This window comes from Serratia sp. CY76391 (assembly GCF_052166695.1).
GTDB classification, from domain to species: Bacteria; Pseudomonadota; Gammaproteobacteria; order Enterobacterales; family Enterobacteriaceae; genus Serratia; species Serratia nematodiphila.
Genome location: NZ_JBJNOJ010000007.1, coordinates 389,431 through 410,466, shown reverse-complemented (window position 1 = coordinate 410,466; position 21,036 = coordinate 389,431). Strand labels below are relative to the sequence as shown.

The window sequence follows — 21,036 nt, the reverse complement described above, 5'->3', positions numbered from 1 at the left end:
CGATGTGGATTTAAAACATCGTGAATGCAATCATGCCGATGGCGCCGCCGACGCTGCCCAGAATGGTTTCCATCACCGTCCAGGTTTTCAGCGTTTGCAGTTCGTTGGCACCGGTGAATTTGCCGAACAGCCAGAAGCCGGCATCGTTGACGTGGCTCAGCACGATGGAGCCGCCGGCAATGCAGATGGCCAGCGCGGCCAGTTGCCCGCCGCTGAGCCCGAGCTGGCTGGTGACCGGCAGCACCAGGCCGACGGTGGTCAGGCAGGCGACGGTGGCCGAGCCCTGGATCACCCGCACCATGGCGGAGAGCGCAAAGGCGGCCACGGCGATCGGCAGGCCGGCGCCGATCATGGCGTCACCCAGCGCCGGCCCGACGCCGGAATCCACCAGGATCTGTTTGAACACCCCGCCGGCGCCGGTCATCAGCAGGATGATCCCGGCCGGCTGCACCGCGGCGGAGCAGATGGCCAGCGTCTGTTCGTTGCTCATGCCGCGCGGTTTCGCCAGGCCGTAAATCACGATCAGGCAGGCCAGCAGGATGGCGGTGAACGGGTGGCCGATAAACTCCAGCCACTGCTGCAGCTGTGAACCTGGAGTGACCAGCCGCGCGCCGATGGTTTTCATGCCGACCAGCACCAGCGGGCACAGCACCAGCGCCAGGCTGAAGCCGAACGACGGCAGATTGCCCTTGGTCAGCGTCGGCTCATTCTCTTCCGGCGGCATCGGCCAGTTGACGAAACGGCTGATAAAGCTGCCGTACAGCGGGCCGGCGATCAGCATGCCGATCACCGCCGCCACCAGGCCGATGGCGATCATCCAGCCGAAATCGGCCTTCATCTGCGACGCCAGCAGCATCGGCACCGGCCCCGGCAGCAGGAAGGAGGCGGCGGCGGCCACGCCGGCGAACAGCGGGATGGCCAGCTTGACGATATTGCCGTCGGTGCGGCGCGCCACGGCGAACACGATGCCGATCAGCAGCACCACCGCCACGTCGAAGAACAGCGGCAGCGCGCAGATCAGCCCGGCGATGCCGAGCGCGTAGTGCGCCTTGCTTTGTCCGAATCGTTTCAGCAATTGCGCCGCAATTTGGTCGAGCGCGCCGACCTCATGCAGGATCTTGCCGAACATCGCCCCGAGCGCCACCACGATCGCCAGGAAGCCCAGCGTGTCGCCCATGCCTTTTTGCATGGTGTCGGCGATGTGCTCCAGCGGCATGCCGGAGAAAATGCCGGCGGCGATGGACACCAGCATCAGCGCGACGAAGGCGTGCATGCGCACCTTCATCACCAGGAATAACAGCAGTAAAACCGAGCCGACTGCGGTACCGACCAGCGTTACGGTACTCACGCGCACACGTCCTGCGGCAGGAAGCTTTGGATATGGCGCACGGTATCGGCGATCACCGCGTCCAGCGGTTGATTGATGTCGATCGCCATCACGTCGTTCTCGTCGGCGCCCGGTTGCTCCAGCGCGGCGAACTGGGTGACCAGCATCTGCGGCTTGAAGAAGTGGCCGTTGCGCGCCGCCAGGCGGGATTCGATCACCGGGAACTCGCCGTGCAGATAGATGAATGACAGGTTGCCGTTGCCGGCGCGCAGGCGGTCGCGATACTGCTTTTTCAACGCCGAACAGACGATGATCGACACGTTGTTGGTGCGCTGCATGGCGAAGGCGGCGTCGTTGAGCGCGGCCAGCCACGGCGCACGATCGTCGTCGTTCAACGCTTCGCCGGCGGCCATCTTCAGGATGTTGCTGCGCGGGTGCAGGAAGTCGCCGTCGAGGAAGCCGGCGGAGAGTTGGCGGGCCGCGGCGGCAGCGACGGCGGACTTGCCGCTGCCGGAAACGCCCATAACGACGTAAATGCGATTTTGATTGTTGGTCATGGCTTGGCTCCAAAACACCGGGTGACGTTACCTTCGTTCACTTTGATTGTTACCGGTAACATGTTATCGGTAACATTGTCGAAGGAAGTTTGAACGGTTGCAATGGGCTTTCGCCGTGAGGATCGTTAACTGTGATCGGCTTCAAGCTTTTTTCCTGTGCGCTAAACAGGATGCCGACAGCCTGTTACATGCTGACAACAGAGCATGGCAGGGGAGCAGGGGCGCACTGGGACGCCCCTCGGATGAGCGGGATTAGCGCACGCCGCCGTAGGCCAGGCTGATCTCTTTCGCCGCGTGGATCACCAGCGCGCCCAGCTCGATCACGCGATCGTCGGTGATGCGCGACACCGGGCCGGAGATGGAAATGGCGGCGAAGGCTTCGCGGTGCTCGTCGAAGATGCAGGCCGCCACGCAGCGCAGCCCGAGCGCGTGCTCTTCGTCGTCAAAGGAGAAGCCCTGTTTGCGGATCTGCGCCAGCCCCTCTTTCAGGTTGTGTGGCGTCAGGGTATGCGGCGTGTAGGTGTGCATGCCTTTCTTGTGCAGCAGTTTGGTCACCTGATCGTCCGGCAGGGTGGCGAGGAACGCTTTGCCGGCGCCGGAGGCGTGCATCGGCAGTTTGCCGCCGATCGGCGCCGACATGCGCATCAGCGCCGTGCACTGCACCTGATCGATGATGATCGCCTGGTACTCGCTGGTATCCAGTACCGCCAGGTTGACGGTTTCGCCGGACTCTTCCATCAGGCGGCGCAGCGTCGGATGCACCATCGCCAGCAGGTTGCGGCTTTGCAGGAAGCTGCTGCCGACCACAAAGGCGTGCGAGCCGATGGTCCACAGGCCGAGATCGCCGACCTGGCGCACGAATCCCTGCTGCTGCATGGTGGTGAGCAGGCGGTGAGTGGTGGAGTTCGGCAGGCCGGCCTGCTGGGCCAGATCGGTCAGCGCCACGTTGCCCTGGGCTTCCGAAATGTATTCCAACAGTTTCAGGCCACGGGTCAACGATTGTACCTGACCGGTCGCCGCACTGGCGGCGGGGGCTGCTGCGCGGGGCTTCTTGCCGCGCTTGGCGGGAGCAGGGGTGGCCATGGGTGAGATTCCTTTTTCCGTATGATGGAATTCATTTTCGTTTTTTGTCGATGAATTGCAAGCCGCCGTCAGCTCATCGGAGGTGTTGGCGCACAACCTGAAAAACTCTCAATTGTCGCCTGGCCCTTTGTTCTTACAAGCTGTGCTAGGATGACTCGTTGGTTTTTGCGGCAGTTGAGCAATGGGCTGGATGGCAATGGAAGGGGTTACAGTGACGAATCGAGTAGAACAACTGCGCCGCCAGTTAGCGCAGCGCATTTTGGTGTTGGACGGCGGCATGGGCACCATGATCCAGAGCTATCGCCTGGACGAGCGTGATTTCCGCGGTGAGCGTTTCGCCGACTGGCGCAGCGATCTGAAAGGCAATAACGATCTGCTGGTGCTGACCAAGCCGGAAGTGATCACCGCCATTCATTACGCCTATCTCGAGGCGGGCGCCGATATCCTTGAGACCAATACCTTCAACTCCACCTCCATCGCCATGGCCGACTACCATATGGAGTCGCTGTCCGCCGAGATTAACTATCAGGCCGCCTGCCTGGCGCGCGCCTGCGCCGACGAATGGACGGCGCGCACGCCGGAAAAACCCCGCTACGTCGCCGGGGTGCTGGGGCCGACCAACCGCACCGCGTCCATCTCGCCGAACGTCAACGATCCGGCGTTCCGCAACATCTCGTTCGATGAGCTGGTGGCGGCGTACCGCGAATCGACCCGCGCGCTGGTGGAAGGCGGCGTCGATCTGATCATGATCGAAACCATCTTCGACACCCTGAACGCCAAGGCCGCCGCTTTTGCGGTGGAAACCGAATTCGAAGCGCTGGGGGTGGAACTGCCGATCATGATTTCCGGCACCATCACCGACGCTTCCGGCCGCACCCTGTCCGGCCAGACCACCGAAGCGTTTTACAATTCGCTGCGCCACGTCAAGCCGCTGACCTTCGGCCTGAACTGCGCCCTGGGGCCGGATGAGCTGCGTCAGTACGTCGCCGAGCTGGCGCGCATCTCGGAGACCTACGTCACCGCGCACCCGAACGCCGGTTTGCCGAACGCCTTCGGCGAATACGATCTGGATGCGGCCGAGATGGCGCGCCAGGTCGGGGAGTGGGCGCAGGCCGGCTTCCTCAATATCATCGGCGGCTGCTGCGGCACCACGCCGGAACATATCGCCGCGATGGCCAGGGCGGTCGAGGGCGTGCCGCCGCGTCGGCTGCCGGAGCTCCCGGTCGCCTGCCGCCTGGCCGGTCTGGAACCGTTGACCATCGACGCCAACACCCTGTTCGTCAACGTCGGCGAGCGCACCAACGTCACCGGTTCGGCACGTTTCAAACGCTTGATCAAAGAAGAGAAATACAACGAGGCGCTCGACGTGGCGCGCCAGCAGGTCGAGAGCGGCGCGCAGATCATCGACATCAACATGGACGAGGGGATGCTTGACGCCGAAGCGGCGATGGTGCGCTTCCTCAACCTGATCGCCGGCGAGCCGGATATCGCCCGGGTGCCGATCATGATCGACTCCTCCAAGTGGTCCGTTATCGAGAAAGGCCTGAAGTGCATTCAGGGCAAGGGCATCGTCAACTCGATCTCGATGAAGGAGGGCGAAGAGGCCTTTATCCACCATGCCCGGCTGGTGCGCCGCTACGGCGCCGCGGTGGTGGTGATGGCGTTCGACGAAGTGGGCCAGGCGGATACCCGCGAGCGCAAGTTCGAGATCTGTCGCCGCGCCTATAAAATTTTGACCGAACGCGTCGGTTTCCCGCCGGAAGACATCATTTTCGACCCGAACATCTTCGCCGTCGCCACCGGCATCGAAGAGCACAACAACTACGCCGTCGACTTTATCGAAGCCTGCGCCGACATCAAAACCCACCTGCCGCACGCGATGATCTCCGGCGGGGTGTCCAACGTGTCGTTCTCGTTCCGCGGCAACGATCCGGTGCGTGAAGCGATCCACGCGGTGTTCCTGTATCACGCCATTCGCAACGGCATGGACATGGGCATCGTCAACGCCGGGCAGCTGGCGATTTACGACGATCTGCCCGGCGAGCTGCGCGAGGCGGTAGAAGACGTGATCCTCAACCGTCGCGAGGACGGCACCGAACGCCTGCTGGAGCTGGCGGAAAAGTACCGCGGCAGTAAAGACGGCGAAGCGGTGGTGCAGCAGGCGGAATGGCGCGGCTGGCCGGTGGAGAAGCGGCTGGAATATTCGCTGGTGAAGGGCATCACCGAGTTTATCGAGCTGGACACCGAAGAAGCCCGGCAGCAGGCCGAACGGCCGATCGAAGTGATTGAAGGGCCGCTGATGGCGGGGATGAACGTGGTCGGCGATCTGTTCGGCGAGGGCAAGATGTTCCTGCCGCAGGTGGTGAAATCCGCCCGCGTGATGAAGCAGGCGGTGGCCTACCTGGAACCGTACATCGAGGCCAGCAAGCAGCAGGGCACCTCCGCGGGGAAAATCCTGTTGGCGACGGTGAAGGGCGACGTGCACGACATCGGCAAGAACATCGTTGGCGTGGTGCTGCAGTGCAACAACTATGAAATCGTCGATCTGGGCGTGATGGTGCCGACGGAGAAAATCCTGCGCACCGCGCGCGAGGAGAATGTCGACATCATCGGCCTGTCGGGGCTGATCACGCCGTCGCTCGACGAGATGGTCAACGTGGCCAAAGAGATGGAGCGCCAGGGCTTTACGCTGCCGCTGCTGATCGGCGGTGCCACCACCTCCAAGGCGCACACCGCGGTGAAAATCGAGCAGAACTACAGCGGCCCGACCACCTACGTGCAGAACGCCTCGCGCACCGTGGGCGTGGTGTCGGCGCTGCTGTCCGCTACCCAGCGCGACGAGTTTGTGGCGCGCACCCGCAAAGAGTATGAAACGGTGCGCATTCAGCACGCGCGCAAAAAACCGCGCACGCCGCCGGTCGATTTGCACAAGGCGCGCGCCAACGCCATGGTGTTGGACTGGGCCGATTATCAGCCGCCGGCGCCGCGGCAGCTTGGCGTGTTTCCGGTGTCGGCCGGCATCGAGACGCTGCGCCACTATATCGACTGGACGCCGTTCTTCATGACCTGGTCGCTGGCGGGCAAATACCCGCGCATCCTGGAAGACGAGGTGGTGGGGGAAGAGGCCAAGCGCCTGTTCCATGACGCCAATCAGATGCTGGATCGGTTGGCCGTCGAGCGCAGCCTCAACCCGCGCGGCGTTTACGGCCTGTTCCCGGCCAACCGCGTTGGCGACGACGTGGAGGTATACCGCGACGAACGACGTGACGAGGTGCTGGCGGTGAGCCGCCACCTGCGGCAACAGACGGAAAAAACCGACTTCCCTAACTATTGTCTGGCGGACTTCGTGGCACCGAAAAGCAGCGGCAAGGCCGACTACTTCGGTGCCTTCGCGGTGACCGGCGGGCTGGAGGAGGACGCGCTGGCGGCGGCGTACGACGCACAGCACGACGATTACAACAAAATCATGGTCAAGGCGCTGGCGGATCGTCTGGCGGAGGCTTTCGCCGAATACCTGCACGAACAGGTGCGCAAGCTGCACTGGGGCTATGCCGCCGACGAGAGCCTGAGCAACGAAGAACTGATCCGCGAAAACTATCAGGGCATCCGGCCGGCGCCGGGCTACCCGGCCTGCCCGGAGCACACCGAAAAAGCGACCATCTGGCAGCTGTTGGACGTCAACCGCCACACCGGTATGGAACTGACGGAGTCCTTCGCCATGTGGCCGGGGGCGGCGGTGTCCGGCTGGTACTTCAGCCACCCCGAGAGCAAGTACTTCGCGGTGGCGCAGATCCAGCGCGATCAGGTGGAAGACTACGCGGCGCGTAAAGGGATGAGCGTGAGCGAGGTCGAACGCTGGCTGGCGCCAAACCTCGGCTACGACGCCGACTGACTTTCCTCTTCAAGGGCGCAGCGATGCGCCCTTGTCATTTACAGCGCTTCCACGTCGATGTGCAGCGCGTCGTACCGCCAATACTCCAGGTCGCAATCGATCACCCGGTCATGTTGATCGCGATTCACCCGCGTAATGAACAGCGCCGGGCTGCCGTAGGTCACCTTCAGCATGGCGGCGGCCTGCTGCGGCAGCAGGGTGGGCAGCATGTCGAAACGCACCCGGCCGTAGTGAATGCCGTAGCGTGCGGCGTACAGCGCGGTCAGTGACTGGGTCAGATCTTCGTCCAGAATGCCGGGGAAATAGGCCGGATTGAGATAGTGCTCGCAGTACAGCACCGCGCGCCCGTCGATGTAGCGCAGCCGGCGAATGCGATAGGCCTGCGCGCCGGGAGGCAGCGCCAGGCGGCCGGCCAGCGGCGCGTCGAGCGTGACGACCGCGCTGTCGATCGCTTCGGTATGCGCGGCGCGCCCCTGCTGCTGCGCCATGGCGTGAAAATGGCTGCGCTGCAGCGGGTTGTAGATCAAACGTGGAGGCGAGATGAACCAGCCGCGCCGCACCTGGCGGTAGATGACGCCCTGCGCCTCCAACTGGCCGAGCGCCTCCTGCAAGGTAATGCGGGTGGTGGCGAATTGCTCGCTCAGGGCGCGTTCGGAGGGCAGCTTGCCGCCCGCAGCGAACTCGCCGGCGGTGATGCGGGCGCTCAGCGTTTGGCAGATGGTGGCGACAGTCGTTGGTGCTTCACTCATACAGCGGGTGTCCCGTTTCAGTGCGTTTGGCCTTCCTTAAGGTAGACCAGCGTCGCGTTTTCGCCGTTGCAATGGGTGATAAAACTGTCGCTTTTTTAAGCTGACATATAATTATCACATTCGTCCGTTAGATTGGTTTGGTCCTGGCTGGACTAGTCCAGCCATCCCCACACTACCACCTGGAGCATCAGTTATGAAACGTTTGTGCGCTTCTGTGTTAACCAGTGCCATCGTGTTATCCAGCCAGATGAGCTGGGCCGCGGATACCGATCTGGCGGCGCTGGAGCAGGCCGCTAAAAAAGAAGGCGAAGTCAACAGCGTCGGCATGCCGGACAGCTGGGCCAACTGGAAAGGCACCTGGCAAGATCTGTTGAGCAAATACGGCCTGAAGCATGTCGATACCGACATGGGCTCTGCGCAGGAGATCGCCAAATTTGATGCGGAAAAGAACAACGCTACGGCGGACATCGGTGACGTCGGCGCGGCCTTCGGCCCGGTGGCGGTGCAGAAGGGCGTAACGCAGCCGTACAAACCCTCCACCTGGGATCAGGTGCCGGATTGGGCGAAAGACAAAGATGGCCACTGGGCGCTGGCTTACACCGGCACCATCGCCTTCATCATTAACAAGCAACAGGTGAAAGACATCCCGCACAGCTGGGCCGATCTGCTCAAGGGCAGCTATCAGGTCACCATCGGCGACGTCGGCACCGCGTCGCAGGCGGCCAGCGGCGTGCTGGCCGCCACTTACGCGATGGGCGGCAACGAGAAAAACCTCAAGCCGGGCCTGGAATTCTTCGGCAAGCTGGCCAAGGCCGGCCGCCTGAGCCTGAGTAACCCGGTGATCGCGTCGCTGGAGAAAGGGGAAGTGCAGGTTGGCGTGGTGTGGGACTTTAACGGCCTGAACTACCGCGATCAGATCGACAAAACCCGCTTTGAAGTGCTGATCCCGTCGGACGGCTCGATCACTTCCGGCTACACCACCATCATCAACAAATACGCCAAGCACCCGAACGCCGCCAAGCTGGCGCGCGAATACATCTTCTCCGACGCCGGCCAGATCAACCTGGCGCGCGGCTATGCCCGCCCGATCCGCGCCGAACATCTGACGCTGCCGGACGACGTCAAGGCCAAGCTGCTGCCGGCCGAGCAGTACAAGAATGCGCACCCGATCGCCGATCCGGCGGCCTGGGAACAGAGCGCCAAAGCGCTGCCGCGCCTGTGGCAGGAAAACGTCATTATGTTTATGCAGCAGTGAGTTAACGCACCATGAAAACGATCCTCGTGCTGCTGGACGGCCTCAACTACCGGGTGGCGCACGACGCCATGGGTTATCTGCAGGCCGAATGCGCGGCGGGACGCGGGCGGTTGTACCTGCTGGAGAGCGAGTTACCCTCGCTCTCCCGGCCGCTGTATGAATGCATTCTCACCGGCGTCACGCCGGTGGAGAGCGGAGTGGTGCACAATCACGTCTCGCGCCTTTCTCATCAACAAAGCGTGTTTCATTACGCGCGCGCCGCCGGGCTGACCACCGCCGCCGCCGCGTATCATTGGTTCAGCGAATTGTATAACCGCACGCCGTTCGACGCCGCGCGCGACCGCCATACCGACGCCCCCGAGCTGCCGATTCAGCACGGGCATTTCTATTACGACGACGGCTATCCCGACAGCCATCTGTTCGACGACGCTGAAAGCCTGCGCCAGCGTCATCAGCCGGACTTCTTGCTGATCCATCCGATGAACATCGACGACGCCGGCCACCGCTTCGGCCTCTCTTCGCCGCAGTACCGCAACGCGGCGCGGCGCGCCGACGGCTCGTTGTCGCGCTATCTGCCCGAGTGGCTGGCGGCCGGTTATCAGGTGCTGGTCACCGCCGACCACGGCATGAACGACGATCGCAGCCACGGAGGGGTGTTGCCGGAAGAGCGCCAGGTGCCGCTGTTCGTGTTCGGTGCGGGCTTCAGCCTGGATGACGCCGATCCGCAGCAAACCGAGCTGTGCGGCACGATCTGCGATCTGCTGCAGGCGCCGCACGACAAGCCGCGCTGCCGGGCGTTGCTGGCGCAGGATGCGCGATGAACAGTAAAACCAAATGGATCGCCGCACTGTGCCTGCTGCCGTTTATCGTGTTGTTCGGCGCGTTTCAGATCGCCCCGCTGGTGTGGATCGCCATTCACAGCTTTTTCAGCGAGACCAGCGGCTGGGGCTGGGGCAACTATGTCGATATCCTCACCTCGCCGTTCTACCTGCAGGCGTTTCAGTTCTCGCTGGAGATCTCGCTATGGTCGAGCGTCTACGGCTTGCTGATCGCGTTAGTTGGCAGTTACTCACTGCGCCAGCTCGGCCAGACCCGGTTTCATGACTTCGTGATGTCGTTCACCAACATGACCAGCAACTTCGCCGGGGTGCCGCTGGCGTTCGCCTTCGTCATTCTGCTGGGGCTGAACGGTTGCCTGACGTTGCTGCTGCGCAAATACGGCCTGATGGAGAGCTTCAACCTCTATTCGAAGAGCGGCCTGATCGTGCTGTATACCTACTTCCAGATCCCGCTCGGGGTGCTGCTGCTGTATCCGGCATTCGACGCGCTGCGCGCCGACTGGCGCGAATCGGCGGCGCTGCTCGGCGCCGGCCCCTGGCGCTACTGGCGGCATATTGGCCTGCCGGTGCTGGCGCCGGCGCTGATGGGCACCTTCGTCATCCTGCTGGCCAACGCGCTCGGCGCCTACGCCACGGTGTATGCGCTGACCACCGGCAACTTCAACGTGATCCCGATCCGCATCTCGGCGCTGGTGGCGGGGGACATCTCCCTCGATCCGAACCTGGCCAGCGCGCTGGCGATGCTGCTGGTGGTGATGATGGCGTTTATCACGGTGATCCACCAATGGATGCTGCGCAGGAGCTACCTCAATGCGCGCTCATAACCGGCTGGAGAATGCTTATGTCGCGTGTTGAACGCCTCTATCATCGTACGGTGACCGGCCTGCTGCTGTTGATCCTACTGCTGCCGCTGGCGGCGACGCTGATTTACGCGCTGGCTACCCAGTGGGGCGCCACCATTTTGCCGGACGGTTTTACCCTGAAGTGGCTGACGGCGCTGTGGAGCGATCCGCGCTTTTTGCAGGCGCTGTGGCACTCGCTGCTGATCTGCTTCGGCACGCTGCTGCTGTCGGTGGTGGTGATCCTGCCGGCGATGTTTGTGATCGCTTACTACTTCCCCAGGCTGGACGCGGTGATGAACGTGCTGATTCTGCTGCCGTTCGCCGTGCCGCCGGTGGTGTCGGCGGTGGGGCTGATGCAACTGTTCGCCGCCGATCCGCTGCCGCTGCTCGGCACCCCCTGGATTTTGGTGGGCTGCTATTTCACCATCGCACTGCCGTTTATCTATCGCGCCATCAGCAACAACATGCAGGCGATCAACCTGCGCGATCTGATGGACGCAGCGCACTTGCTCGGCGCCAGTACCTGGCGGGCGGCGCTGTGGGTGGTGCTGCCGAATCTGCGCAAGGGCGGAACGATCGCTGTGTTGCTGTCGTTCTCGTTCCTGATCGGCGAGTTCGTGTTCGCCAACCTGCTGGTGGGCAGCCAGTATGAAACGCTGCAGGTCTATCTGTTCAATATGCGCAACGGCAGCGGGCATTTCACCAGCGCGCTGGTCATCTCCTATTTCGCCGTGGTGCTGCTCGTCACCTGGCTGGCGAACCTGCTGAATAAAAACAAGGGTTAACCCGATGGCTTATCTCAACGTCACCCGCCTGAACAAACATTATGGCCAGACCCAGGTGTTTCAGGATATCGATTTCACCGCCGAAGAGGGGGAGTTTGTCACCCTGCTCGGGCCAAGCGGCTGCGGCAAGTCGACGCTGTTGCGCTGTCTGGCCGGCCTGACTCCGGTCGACAGCGGGCAAATTTTACTGCAGGGCCAGGATCTGGTGCCGCTGGCACCGCAAAAGCGCGGCATCGGCATGGTGTTCCAAAGCTATGCGCTGTTTCCCAATATGACGGTGGAAGGCAACGTGGCCTTCGGCCTGAAAATGCAGAAGCTGGCGGCCGGGCAGATCGGCCAGCGGGTGCAGGAGGTGCTGGCGCTGGTGGAGCTGAGCGATCTGGCGAAGCGCTATCCGCACCAGCTGTCGGGCGGCCAGTGTCAGCGCGTGGCGCTGGCGCGATCGCTGGTCACGCGCCCGCGTCTGCTGCTGCTCGACGAACCTCTGTCGGCGCTGGACGCGCGCATCCGCAAACATCTGCGCGAGCAGATCCGGCGCATTCAACGCGAGCTGAACCTGACGGCGATCTTCGTCACCCACGATCAGGAAGAGGCGCTGACCCTGTCGGATCGCATCGTACTGATGAACAAGGGGCAGATCGTGCAGAGCGGTGATGCGGAAACCCTGTATACCCAGCCGGCGGACGCCTTCGCCGCCGGTTTTATCGGCAACTATAACCTGCTGAGCGCCGAACAGGCCGGCCGGCTGACCGGGCGCAGCTATGCCGGCAAGGTGGCGATCCGCCCAGAGTCTATCGGGCTGTTGCCGGCCGGACAGGGGATCGGCGGGGTGATCCTTGGCCACAGTTTGCTCGGGAATGTGGTACGCTATCGGATTCAGGTTCGCGAGGTAGAGTTGCTGGTTGACGTGCTCAACCGTTCGGTGGCCGATCTGCGGCCCGACGGCGCGGAAATTGGGCTACACTTGGAACCTGTTGTATTGCGGGAAGTTGCATGACTTCGCAGCGCGGCGCCGGGGCTCTCCCACCGCCGCCTTAACCCTTCTCTTCTGCGGTCTGCCGCCCGCCCGCTGTCCTGCCAGACCCACGCCCGGCAGGCGGGACTGCGCGCTGTACCCGTCATCCTTTGGCTCGCCTCTCTGCGTCGCGTGACAGGCATCGGGTATCAGCCTCCTTTGGCCGGGCGTTAATGGAGCGTATCTTCCGTGCTGACCCTTCTTCACCTGCTTTCGTCCGTGGCGCTGTTGGTGTGGGGCACCCACATCGTGCGCACCGGGATCATGCGGGTTTACGGCGCCAATCTGCGGCGCGTGTTGAGCGACAGCGTTGAGAAAAAACCGCTGGCGTTCGTTTCCGGCATCGGCGTGACCGCGCTGGTGCAAAGCAGCAACGCCACCGCGCTGCTGGTGACCTCTTTCGTCGCGCAGGGGCTGGTGGGGCTGGCGCCTGCGCTGGTGATCATGCTCGGCGCCGACGTCGGCACCGCGCTGATGGCGCGCGTGCTGACCTTCGATCTTTCCTGGCTGTCGCCGCTGCTGATCCTGGTCGGCGTCTTCCTGTTCCTCAGCCGCAAGCAGATGCGGATCGGCCAGATCGGACGCGTCTTGATCGGCCTTGGGCTGATCGTGCTGGCGCTGGAGCTGATCGTGGCCGCCGCCACGCCGATCACCCAGGCGGCAGGGGTAAAAGTGCTGTTCTCGTCGCTGACCGGCGATGTGATGCTGGACGCCCTGACCGGCGCGCTGTTCGCCATCGTCAGCTATTCCAGCCTGGCCGCGGTGCTGCTGACCGCCACCCTGACCGCCACCGGCGTGATTTCGCTGAAGGTGGCGCTCTGTCTGGTGATCGGCGCCAACCTCGGCAGCGGCCTGCTGGCGATGATCAACGCCAGCGGCCAGAACGCCGCCGGGCGGCGCGTGGCGCTAGGCAGCCTGCTGTTCAAATTGGTGGGCTGCATCCTGGTGTTGCCGTTCGTCTCCTATCTGGCGGATGTGATGGCTCAGCTGCCGGGCGGCAGCGAAGAGCTGGTGATCTATTTCCACGTGTTCTACAACCTGATCCGTTGTCTGGTGATGATCCCGCTGGCCGGGCCGATGGCGACGCTGTGCGAACGGCTGATCGTCGACGTGGCGGCCGACGACCCGCGCATGCGGCCGCGTCATCTGGACGCCAGTGCGCTGGATACGCCGACGCTGGCGCTGGCCAACGCGGCGCGCGAAACGCTGCGCATGGGCGACGTGGTGGAACACATGATGATCCTGCAGCGCGAAGTGCTGCACGGTAAGCAAGGCGTGGATAAAGAGGTGCGGCGACTCGACGATGACGTCGACGTGCTGTACACCGCCATCAAGCTGTATCTGGCGCAGATCCAGAAGGAAGATCTGGGCGAGGAAGATTCGCGCCGCTGGGCGGAAATCATCGAAATGGCGCTCAACCTGGAACAGGCGGGCGACATCATCGAGCGCATGGCCGGCGACGTGGGCGCCAAATCGCACGCCGCGCGCCGCGCCTTCTCGGCGGAAGGATTGGCGGAACTGGACGGGTTGCACGAACGGCTGATCGGCAACCTGCGTCTGGGGTTGTCGGTGTTCCTGTCCGGCGACGTCACCAGCGCCAAACGCCTGCGCCGTTCCAAGCACCGTTTCCGTATTTTGGATCGCCGCTACGCGCACGCGCACGTCGATCGTTTGCATCAGCAAAACGTGCAGAGCATCGAGACCAGTTCGCTGCATTTGGGATTGTTGGGGGACATGAAGCGCCTGAACTCGCTGTTTTGCGCCGTGGCCTACAACGTGTTGGATCAGGATGCGAAAGACGACGATCGCGACTGGGAAGACACCCCAAGCACGCTGTAAAAAAAACGCCCCCGGAAAACCGGGAGCGTTGCGTAGGGGAGAGCGTTATTTGCCGCTGAACACGCCGGCTTTGGCGTCCGCCTGCTGAGTTGAGGCATGGCCGCTGGCGAACGGCACGTTGCCGTCGACGCTTTGCTTCGCCGCGCCGCCTAACAGTCCACCTACCGTGGCCGCCGCATCGACGCGGCCGCCGCCCTGATAGCGCTGGCCGCTGACGTCCTGCTGGCTGACCTGGCTACCGCCCAGTTCCACCTTGCCCTGCTGGCTGCGGATTTCGCCGCCGGTCAGTTGGGTTTGGCCGCCGACCTGCAGCGCCACGCCGTGCTTACCGGCAATCGCCGATTGCTCGCCGACCGCATTGTTGTTCACCACGTCGGCATTGACCTTGAGCTGCCCCTGGCGACCCGCCGGCCCGGTGATGCTGTCTTTCACCGCGCCGCCGACGGTGCGTGCACCGCGATCCCACAGTGGGCCCTGCGGTTTTTCGCCGGCCGGCGTTTCCGGCAGCGTGACTTTGCCGTCAGCCTTGCTGAAGCTGACTGCACCGGTGGTATCCTGCTGCGGATCGAGGCGACGCGCCACGCTGTTGTACTTGTCGGTGGTGGCGTCGGCCACTTTGTTCACCCCGGCTTCCAGTTTCTCTTTCACTTTGCCGGCGTAGCGCGGCGTGCCGACCTTCGACAGCTTGGAGGTGATGCTGCTGCCCGGATCGTTGCTGTGGCTCAGACCGGCATCCACATCCACCTTCACGCCTGTCTCGACGTCTTTGCGGCTTTCAACGCGCAGATCGCCGCCCACCTTGCCCTGTACGCTGTCGGCGTCGACGCGCGCGCCGGCAAGGCGGGTGTCTTTGCCGCTGTTGAGCGCCACGTCGCCCGCGGTGATGCCGGCGTTGGCGTGGGTGGTTTTATCCTGCTGCTCCACGCCGACTTTCAGACCTGCGCCCAGCGTGTGGGTGTCTTTGCCGGTGTTCGGATCGACCTTGCCGCCTGCGTCCTTGTTGAAGGTTTGACCGCCTCTGGCGTTGGCTTTGATGCCCAGATTCCAGTTGTCCTTATGCTGCTCGTTCTTGGCGGATTCCAGCAGGATGCCGCCGTTTTTCGCTTCGAGCGCGGCGCTGCCGCCGCTGACTTTGGCCCCCTGCAGATGCAGCGCGTCATCGCCTTTGCCGTTGGCGGACAGGGTGACCTTGCCGTCTGAGGCGATAGTGGCACCCTGGCGCTCGGTCGCGGACTCATTGACTTTGGCGATGTCGAAGGCGCCGCCGGCGGAGAGGCTGCCGCCGGTTTTTTCCTTGCTGTCGCTGCTGCCGGCGCCCAGATCGATATTGCCGGACAGCTTGCTTTCCTTACGCGTTTGGGTCGATTCCGCCGCCTGCAGCGCGACCTGGTTGCCCGCGTTCAGGCTGACGTCGCCCTGGCTCTTGACGTTGGTGCCCTGCAGCGTCAGATCGCGGCCCGCCTTCAGCGCCACGCCCTGGCCGCTGACGTTGCCGACCTGCGCGGTGCTGCTGCTGCTTTCACCGTTGTTGGTACCGCCGCCGAAACCGGCGCCGAAGTTTTTGCTGTCGGCGGTGAAACCGCCCTTGGCGGACGCTTTGACGTTAAAGCCGCTGTGGTTCTCGCTCTGTTTGTCGCTGGCCTGATCGAAGCGGATATCGCCGCCGGCGTTGACGGCGGTTTTACCGCTGCCGCCGTTCAGCGCGGTACCCTGATAGACCGCGTCTTTTTTCACGTTGACGTTGATGCCGTTGGCCGCGTCGATCGAGCCGGTCACCGCCTGGCTGGCGCTGCTGTTGCTGCGCTGGGTGCCGCCTTCGCCCTTGGCGTCCACGGTCAGATCGCTGCCGGTGGTGGTGTAGACGCGCACGCCGGCGCTGCCGCGGGTATCGCGGCTCTGCTCGTCCTGACGGTTTGCCGCGGCTTCGCTGCGGTGGCTGTCCGCCGTCAGGTTGACCGCGCCTTTGCTCGCCTGGTACTGCGTGCCCTGATCGCGCACTTCGCCTTTGGCATTGATGTCGATGCTGCCGGCTTTCACCGAGCTGACCACCGCCTGCGAGCTGCTGCTGTGTTTTTCGCTGCTGCCGCCCTGTGCGCCGATATCCAGGCCGACGTTAGGCGCGCCGATGCCGCCGATATCGTTGATAACGCCGGTAGCGTCCAGCTTGGCTGCCTTGCCGACCGCGCGCTCGACCGGACGGGTCACGGCGCTGTAATCGACGTTGGCGCCGATGTTCACGCCGACGTCGGTTTTGGTGGTGGTGGTGCTGGCGGTGTCGGCAGCGGCAAGGTGATCGACGCCGGCGGCGTTTTCTTGATAGGCGCCGCCGACGCTGTGCTGCGCGCCTTGCTGGGTCAGCTTGTCGCGGGCGTTGATCGTCAGGTTGCCTTTGACGTCGCTGCCGGAGGTGAGCGCTTTGCTGCTTTGCGTCTGGGTTTTGCTGTTCTCGTAGCCGGCTTCCACGCCGCTGCCGAGTTTGTCGATGCCGCCGGTGTAATAGAAACCGCCGCCGATCTTGGTTTGCTCGGTGTTTGAGGCCGTTTTATCGTCGGCCGCCAGGAACGAAACCTTGTTGCCGCTGACGCTGGCGTCGCCTTTGTCGGCGACCAATTGAGAACCGCTGAAGGTCACGTCCTTCTCCGCCTTGAGCTTCACGCTGCCGCCGCTGAGGCTTGAGGCGCTATTCTCGGTGCGGGTGGTTTTCTCGCTGTCGCGGGTGTGCTCGATGCGCAAACCGGCGCGGTACTGCTTGTCACCGGCTTCTTTGGCGTAGCCGTTAACGGTGAGCGCGGTCTTTTGCTCGTCGATGTTCTGCTGCCGCTCGGCCGCCTTGACGTTGATGTTGCCGGTCTTCGACTCGACGCTCAGCTCACCGCCGCTGGCGACCTGGCTGCCGATCACGTCGGCATCCTTGTGGCTGACCAGCGTCAGGTTGGTGTCGGACTTCAGCTCGCTGGCGGTGCTGCTCTGGTAGCTGTTGTCGGCCTTGTGCGAACTGCTGGTGATGTTGAAGGCGGTGCCGGTGCGCGCGTCGATTTTGTCCACGGTGGTGCTCAGCGCGTTGTCGATGCGCAGGCCGCCGTGGGTGGCGGTGACTTCGCCGCCTTTCTGGCCGCGCGCCTTGCTGCCGGTAATGGTGACGCCTTGCTGACCGTTCAGGCGCAGGGTGCCGCCGCTGGTCAGCTCGGAAGCGTGGCTGATCTCGCGGCGATTGCTGTTGTTTTTGTTGTCGCCGCCGCCGATGCCGCCCCAGGAGGTTTTGTCATCGCGTACCGCTTTGGCGTTGGCGGTTTTCTGCACCCCGACCTGGATCTGGCTGTCTGCATCGATCGTCAGATCGCGCTGGGCGTGGATCTTGGCGCCCTGAGTCGAGACATTACGACCGGCTTTCAACGTCAGTTCGCCCTGGCTGCGCAGTTCGCTGGCCTTCAGGCTTTCGCTTTCGTCGCTGCTGCTCCATCTGCCGGTGCGCAGGCTGGAGGTGTGATTGCGCTGGTAGCCGCGCTCGCTGGATTTATCCTTCTCCACCAGCCCGGCAAGGTGTACGTCGCGCGCCGCTTTGACGCTCAGCGCACGGTCGGCGCTGACATTAGCGCCCAGCAGCTTCACGTCTTCCTGGGTGCTGATGAGTTTGGCGCTGCCGCCGGCGGCGACGGTGCTGCCCGCCTGCTGCAGCTGCTCGCGTTCGCGGGTGACGTCGTATTGCCAGGAGTAGAACCAGCGATCGTCGGTATGGCCTTGCGTCTGCTTCAGCTGCTGGCCGTCGAGCGTCAGCTTACCGCCCTGCAGCGTAATGTCTTCGCCGCGGATATTGGTGGCGGTGAGGTGCGCATGATTATCCGCCACCAGGCTGATGTTCTTGCCTTTCAGCTCGGTGCGGGTCAGCTTCTGGCTGCTGCTGCGATCGTTGACGTAGATGCCGCCACGGTAATTTTGATAGTTATCGCCGCCGTTTTTGTTGCTGCTGGCGTCGTCGACGCGGCTTTCGCTACGGATATCATAGGCTTTCACCTTGAGTTCATCGCCGGCGTTCAACGAGCCGGCCAGTTTCACGCCGCTGCCCTGCGCGGTGTTGATGATGTTGATGCGCCCGGCCTGCATGCTGCCGAGGTAGTAGCTGTCCAGCGCGGTCGGCATCTGTTGGCTGGCCTGCACCGTGCCGTCGCGCGCTACCCGGTTAAGGCCGCTGATGGCGTTGATCGTCGCCGAGGTCACTTTACCATTCGAATGTTTGAAATCTTGCACGATCACTTCGCCGCGGCTGTCGATCTTCGGCGCGATCAGATCCAGTACGCCGCCGGCGTTCAGGGTGCCATTGAGGCTCAGAGTGTTGCGGTTGCCGAAGGTGCTGTAACCCTGCAGCACGCCGTTTTCCACCAGCGGGTTGCCGACCACCAGTGAGGAATGGCTGGTATTGATGAATCCGCAGCCCTGACAGCTGATGCCGTTCGGGTTGGCCAGCACGTAGTCGGCCGCCATGCCGAAGATCTCTTGCTGGCCGTGCAGCAGAGACGGATTGCGGCCGATCACTTCGTTGAGGATCACGCTGGCTTCGCGTCCGCCCAGATTGGGGTTGGCGCCCAGTTGGCCGGCCAGCTGCGACAGTCCCGCCTCGCGGGAGTTGTTCAGCACCGCGCCGGGCTGGTTGACGTTGAAGTCCTGATATTGGTTGTGCGACAGCCCGTTGCCGTTCGGCGCGACGATATCGACCACCTGCGCGCCGGTGGCAGCGGTGGAGACGCCGGGGCCGTTGGCGCCGTTGGCCGCAACGATCTCTGCGGCGTAGGCGCCGGCGGAAGCGGCGAGAATAATCGCCAGCGCGGCGGCCAGTTTGCCTGCCGCCGAAAGTCTGAAGTTATTATTTTTCATCCATGTATCTCCGTATATTGCCGTGGGGTCCTGCAAAACTGTTGATTAAAAGGTGTAAGAAAAGCGGGCCAACACCTGAACGGGATCTTCCGGCGTAGCGTGGTTAGACAAAATCCAGCCGCGGCTGACCTCGAGATCGACCAGCGCCTGGCGGTAACGTAACGTGGCGCCGCTGCTCACACCGGCGCTGCTGCGCCAGCCCGAGTTGTCCTGACGCGGCAGAATGCGGCCGACGTCGGCGCCGAGGCGCGGCGTCAGCGAGGTGGCACCCAGATTGAAACTGCGGGACAGCGTATTTTGCAGATACCAGCCGTTGTCGCCGGACTGGGTGCTGCGGCTGAAGCCGCGTACGGCGCTGCGATCGGTGAGGCTCAGCCACTCCACGCCGGGCAGCGGGTCGCGGCTGTACTGGCCGTAGAACAGATTGTTGAGCTGATAGGTGGCGTCACCCAACTGGAGGCGCTGGCTGAGGTTGGCAAACAGCTTGCCTTTGGTGAACCGGCTGTCGAGGTGCACCGAACTCGGGTGGCGGCCAGCCCCCAGCCACGGCATCCCCTGCTCGACGCTGAGGTTGGCGCTGAACACGCCATTGGGCAGAATTTGCAGGTGGCTGGCGCTCAGTTCGGCCAAGGTCAGCGTGGGGCTGCTGACCTCAAGGCGCACGCTTTCGAAGTAGTTGTCGATGCGCTTGTAGGTCAGCTGGCCGCTCAGGCTGTCTATCTGATCGTGATCGCGATAAAACACGTAGTCGCTGCGCAGCCCGTACTGTTGGGTCTGGCCGTGCAGTTTGACCACGTTGTGCGGCAGCTGCTGGTGGTTTTCATAGGACGAGAAGCTGGCGAACCCGCTGAAGGTGAACGCGCCGTACGGCAGCGAATAGAGCAGGGTATAGGCGCGATTATAGCGGTGAGCCGGGTTTTCCAGCGTGCTGTTGGCGTTCAGGCTGACAAAGTCCGATAGGCCAAACGGGCTGTCCAACGTGGCAGTGGCGCGTGCCAGCCACCGGCCGGTGCTTTTTTGGCCGTAATTATCCGTGCCGGCGGTAATCAGCCAGGGCTTGGCATGCTGATTGCGCAAACGAATAACCGAACCGCCAACCTGGCGGCCGGGCAATATATCCAGCTTGGTGGTATTTGATTGCAAACGGTTGGCTTGATCCAATCCCTGATCGAGCTCGGTTAATTTCAACGGCTTGCCTTCCAGCCCCGGAAATAATAAACGGCTGTTGACCCAGCGATCGCCGCCTTCTATTTTCTCGATAAATCCTTCCGTCACGCTCAGCCCCAATTCCCCCTGTGAATTAGGGCGAACAATTTGCACGCGCGCGGTGATATAGCCCTTTTGCACATAAAGACGCGTTAATTCACGGGTCAAGCGATTGATATCGTTGCTGCTGATGCACTGTTCCGGCAGCGCGCTCAGGGCCGATAAATCAGCCGGCGAGAGTAGGGTGACTCCCTGCAGATAAACGCCGGCGATCGGCAGGCACTGCGCGGACTGCGGCAGTGCGGGCGCGGCCGGTTCCGGTTCCGCCAGCAGGCGCTGCTGCTTCAGCTGCTGGTAGCGGCGTTGCTCAATCAACTGGTTGACTTCACGCGTGCTGTCTTGCAACGCGCGCCGTGATTCCCCCATCGACATGTCCATCATCATGTGGGAGTCCGGCAGGGTTTCGGCGGAAAGGGCCGTGCTGACCAGCAGTGTCAAGGCGGTGATTTTTTTTATCATTGTAATCCATTCTGAGAGGCCGCCGGGGCAGCCAGCCCAATCCATGAGGTTAACCACGGGCGGCCGACGGCCGGCCCGAAATAATGAGCGACATGCACATTGCGAGGTATCTTGATTTGCCGCAGCAAATAAGACGGTGGGTATATATCTAAATAATAATTAGGCTGCTTCTTTTGTGGCGGGCAACCCTGGTGACTTAATTAATTAAAAAAAGTGGAGCGTCTCTTCCTCTTGCCAACATTATCGGCATGGATAGGAA

General features: G+C 62.8%; 13 protein-coding genes. 7 read left to right on the top strand and 6 right to left on the bottom strand.

What is annotated here, in order from left to right; translation table 11 throughout:
* Positions 1-10: 10 nt before the first annotated feature.
* The 3 genes from gntU to iclR form a co-directional block, all read right to left on the bottom strand.
* Entirely contained in the window at positions 11-1,348 is a 1,338-nt protein-coding gene (gene gntU / locus ACJ8PN_RS15215) for a gluconate transporter (protein ID WP_351109482.1), read from the bottom strand.
* Positions 1,345-1,884 carry a gluconokinase gene (gene gntK / locus ACJ8PN_RS15210; RefSeq protein ID WP_004936645.1) on the bottom strand — a complete coding sequence of 180 codons (540 nt, stop codon included), beginning with the start codon at positions 1,882-1,884 and terminating at the stop codon, positions 1,345-1,347. Before gntK ends, gntU begins: the two co-directional genes overlap by 4 nt.
* Before the next feature lie 252 nt (positions 1,885-2,136).
* Positions 2,137-2,967 carry a glyoxylate bypass operon transcriptional repressor IclR gene (gene iclR, locus ACJ8PN_RS15205; RefSeq protein WP_004936648.1) on the bottom strand — a complete coding sequence of 277 codons (831 nt, stop codon included), beginning with the start codon at positions 2,965-2,967 and terminating at the stop codon, positions 2,137-2,139.
* A 196-nt stretch (positions 2,968-3,163) separates the two neighbouring features.
* Between iclR and metH the strand changes: the two genes are divergently transcribed.
* Positions 3,164-6,859, top strand: coding sequence for a methionine synthase (gene metH, locus ACJ8PN_RS15200; protein WP_442535039.1), 3,696 nt, complete (start codon positions 3,164-3,166; stop codon positions 6,857-6,859).
* Between the two features lie 38 nt (positions 6,860-6,897).
* On the opposite strand, the gene ACJ8PN_RS15195 is transcribed toward metH, so the two are convergent.
* Complete coding sequence (locus ACJ8PN_RS15195) at positions 6,898-7,608, bottom strand: UTRA domain-containing protein (protein ID WP_015379250.1); 711 nt, start codon at positions 7,606-7,608, stop codon at positions 6,898-6,900.
* Between the two features lie 193 nt (positions 7,609-7,801).
* Here ACJ8PN_RS15195 and ACJ8PN_RS15190 point away from each other — a divergent pair, with 193 nt between their 5' ends.
* From ACJ8PN_RS15190 to ACJ8PN_RS15165, 6 genes are all read left to right on the top strand, one after another.
* A complete protein-coding gene (locus ACJ8PN_RS15190; protein WP_442535038.1) occupies positions 7,802-8,863 on the top strand; it encodes an ABC transporter substrate-binding protein in 1,062 nt (353 codons plus the stop codon).
* A gap of 11 nt (positions 8,864-8,874) precedes the next feature.
* Positions 8,875-9,684 (top strand): alkaline phosphatase family protein, encoded by an 810-nt coding sequence (locus tag ACJ8PN_RS15185; protein ID WP_016930299.1) that lies wholly within the window; start codon positions 8,875-8,877, stop codon positions 9,682-9,684.
* Positions 9,681-10,526 (top strand): ABC transporter permease, encoded by an 846-nt coding sequence (locus ACJ8PN_RS15180; RefSeq protein WP_004936665.1) that lies wholly within the window; start codon positions 9,681-9,683, stop codon positions 10,524-10,526. The genes ACJ8PN_RS15185 and ACJ8PN_RS15180 overlap by 4 nt, the downstream gene beginning before the upstream one ends.
* A 17-nt stretch (positions 10,527-10,543) precedes the next feature.
* Positions 10,544-11,329 carry an ABC transporter permease gene (locus ACJ8PN_RS15175; RefSeq protein WP_044030314.1) on the top strand — a complete coding sequence of 262 codons (786 nt, stop codon included), beginning with the start codon at positions 10,544-10,546 and terminating at the stop codon, positions 11,327-11,329.
* A gap of 4 nt (positions 11,330-11,333) precedes the next feature.
* A complete protein-coding gene (locus ACJ8PN_RS15170; protein WP_033631956.1) occupies positions 11,334-12,326 on the top strand; it encodes an ABC transporter ATP-binding protein in 993 nt (330 codons plus the stop codon).
* A 207-nt stretch (positions 12,327-12,533) separates the two neighbouring features.
* The gene (locus tag ACJ8PN_RS15165) at positions 12,534-14,183 is read left to right on the top strand and encodes a Na/Pi cotransporter family protein (protein ID WP_004936675.1); all 1,650 of its coding nucleotides are present in this window, start codon (positions 12,534-12,536) and stop codon (positions 14,181-14,183) included.
* Positions 14,184-14,228: 45 nt separating this feature from the next.
* Here ACJ8PN_RS15165 and ACJ8PN_RS15160 read toward each other — a convergent pair whose 3' ends face one another.
* Both ACJ8PN_RS15160 and ACJ8PN_RS15155 read right to left on the bottom strand, forming a co-directional pair.
* Positions 14,229-19,052 (bottom strand): hemagglutinin repeat-containing protein, encoded by a 4,824-nt coding sequence (locus ACJ8PN_RS15160; RefSeq protein ID WP_442535037.1) that lies wholly within the window; start codon positions 19,050-19,052, stop codon positions 14,229-14,231.
* Between the two features lie 45 nt (positions 19,053-19,097).
* Positions 19,098-20,777 (bottom strand): ShlB/FhaC/HecB family hemolysin secretion/activation protein, encoded by a 1,680-nt coding sequence (locus ACJ8PN_RS15155; protein ID WP_411261777.1) that lies wholly within the window; start codon positions 20,775-20,777, stop codon positions 19,098-19,100.
* Between the last annotated feature and the right edge of the window lie 259 nt (positions 20,778-21,036).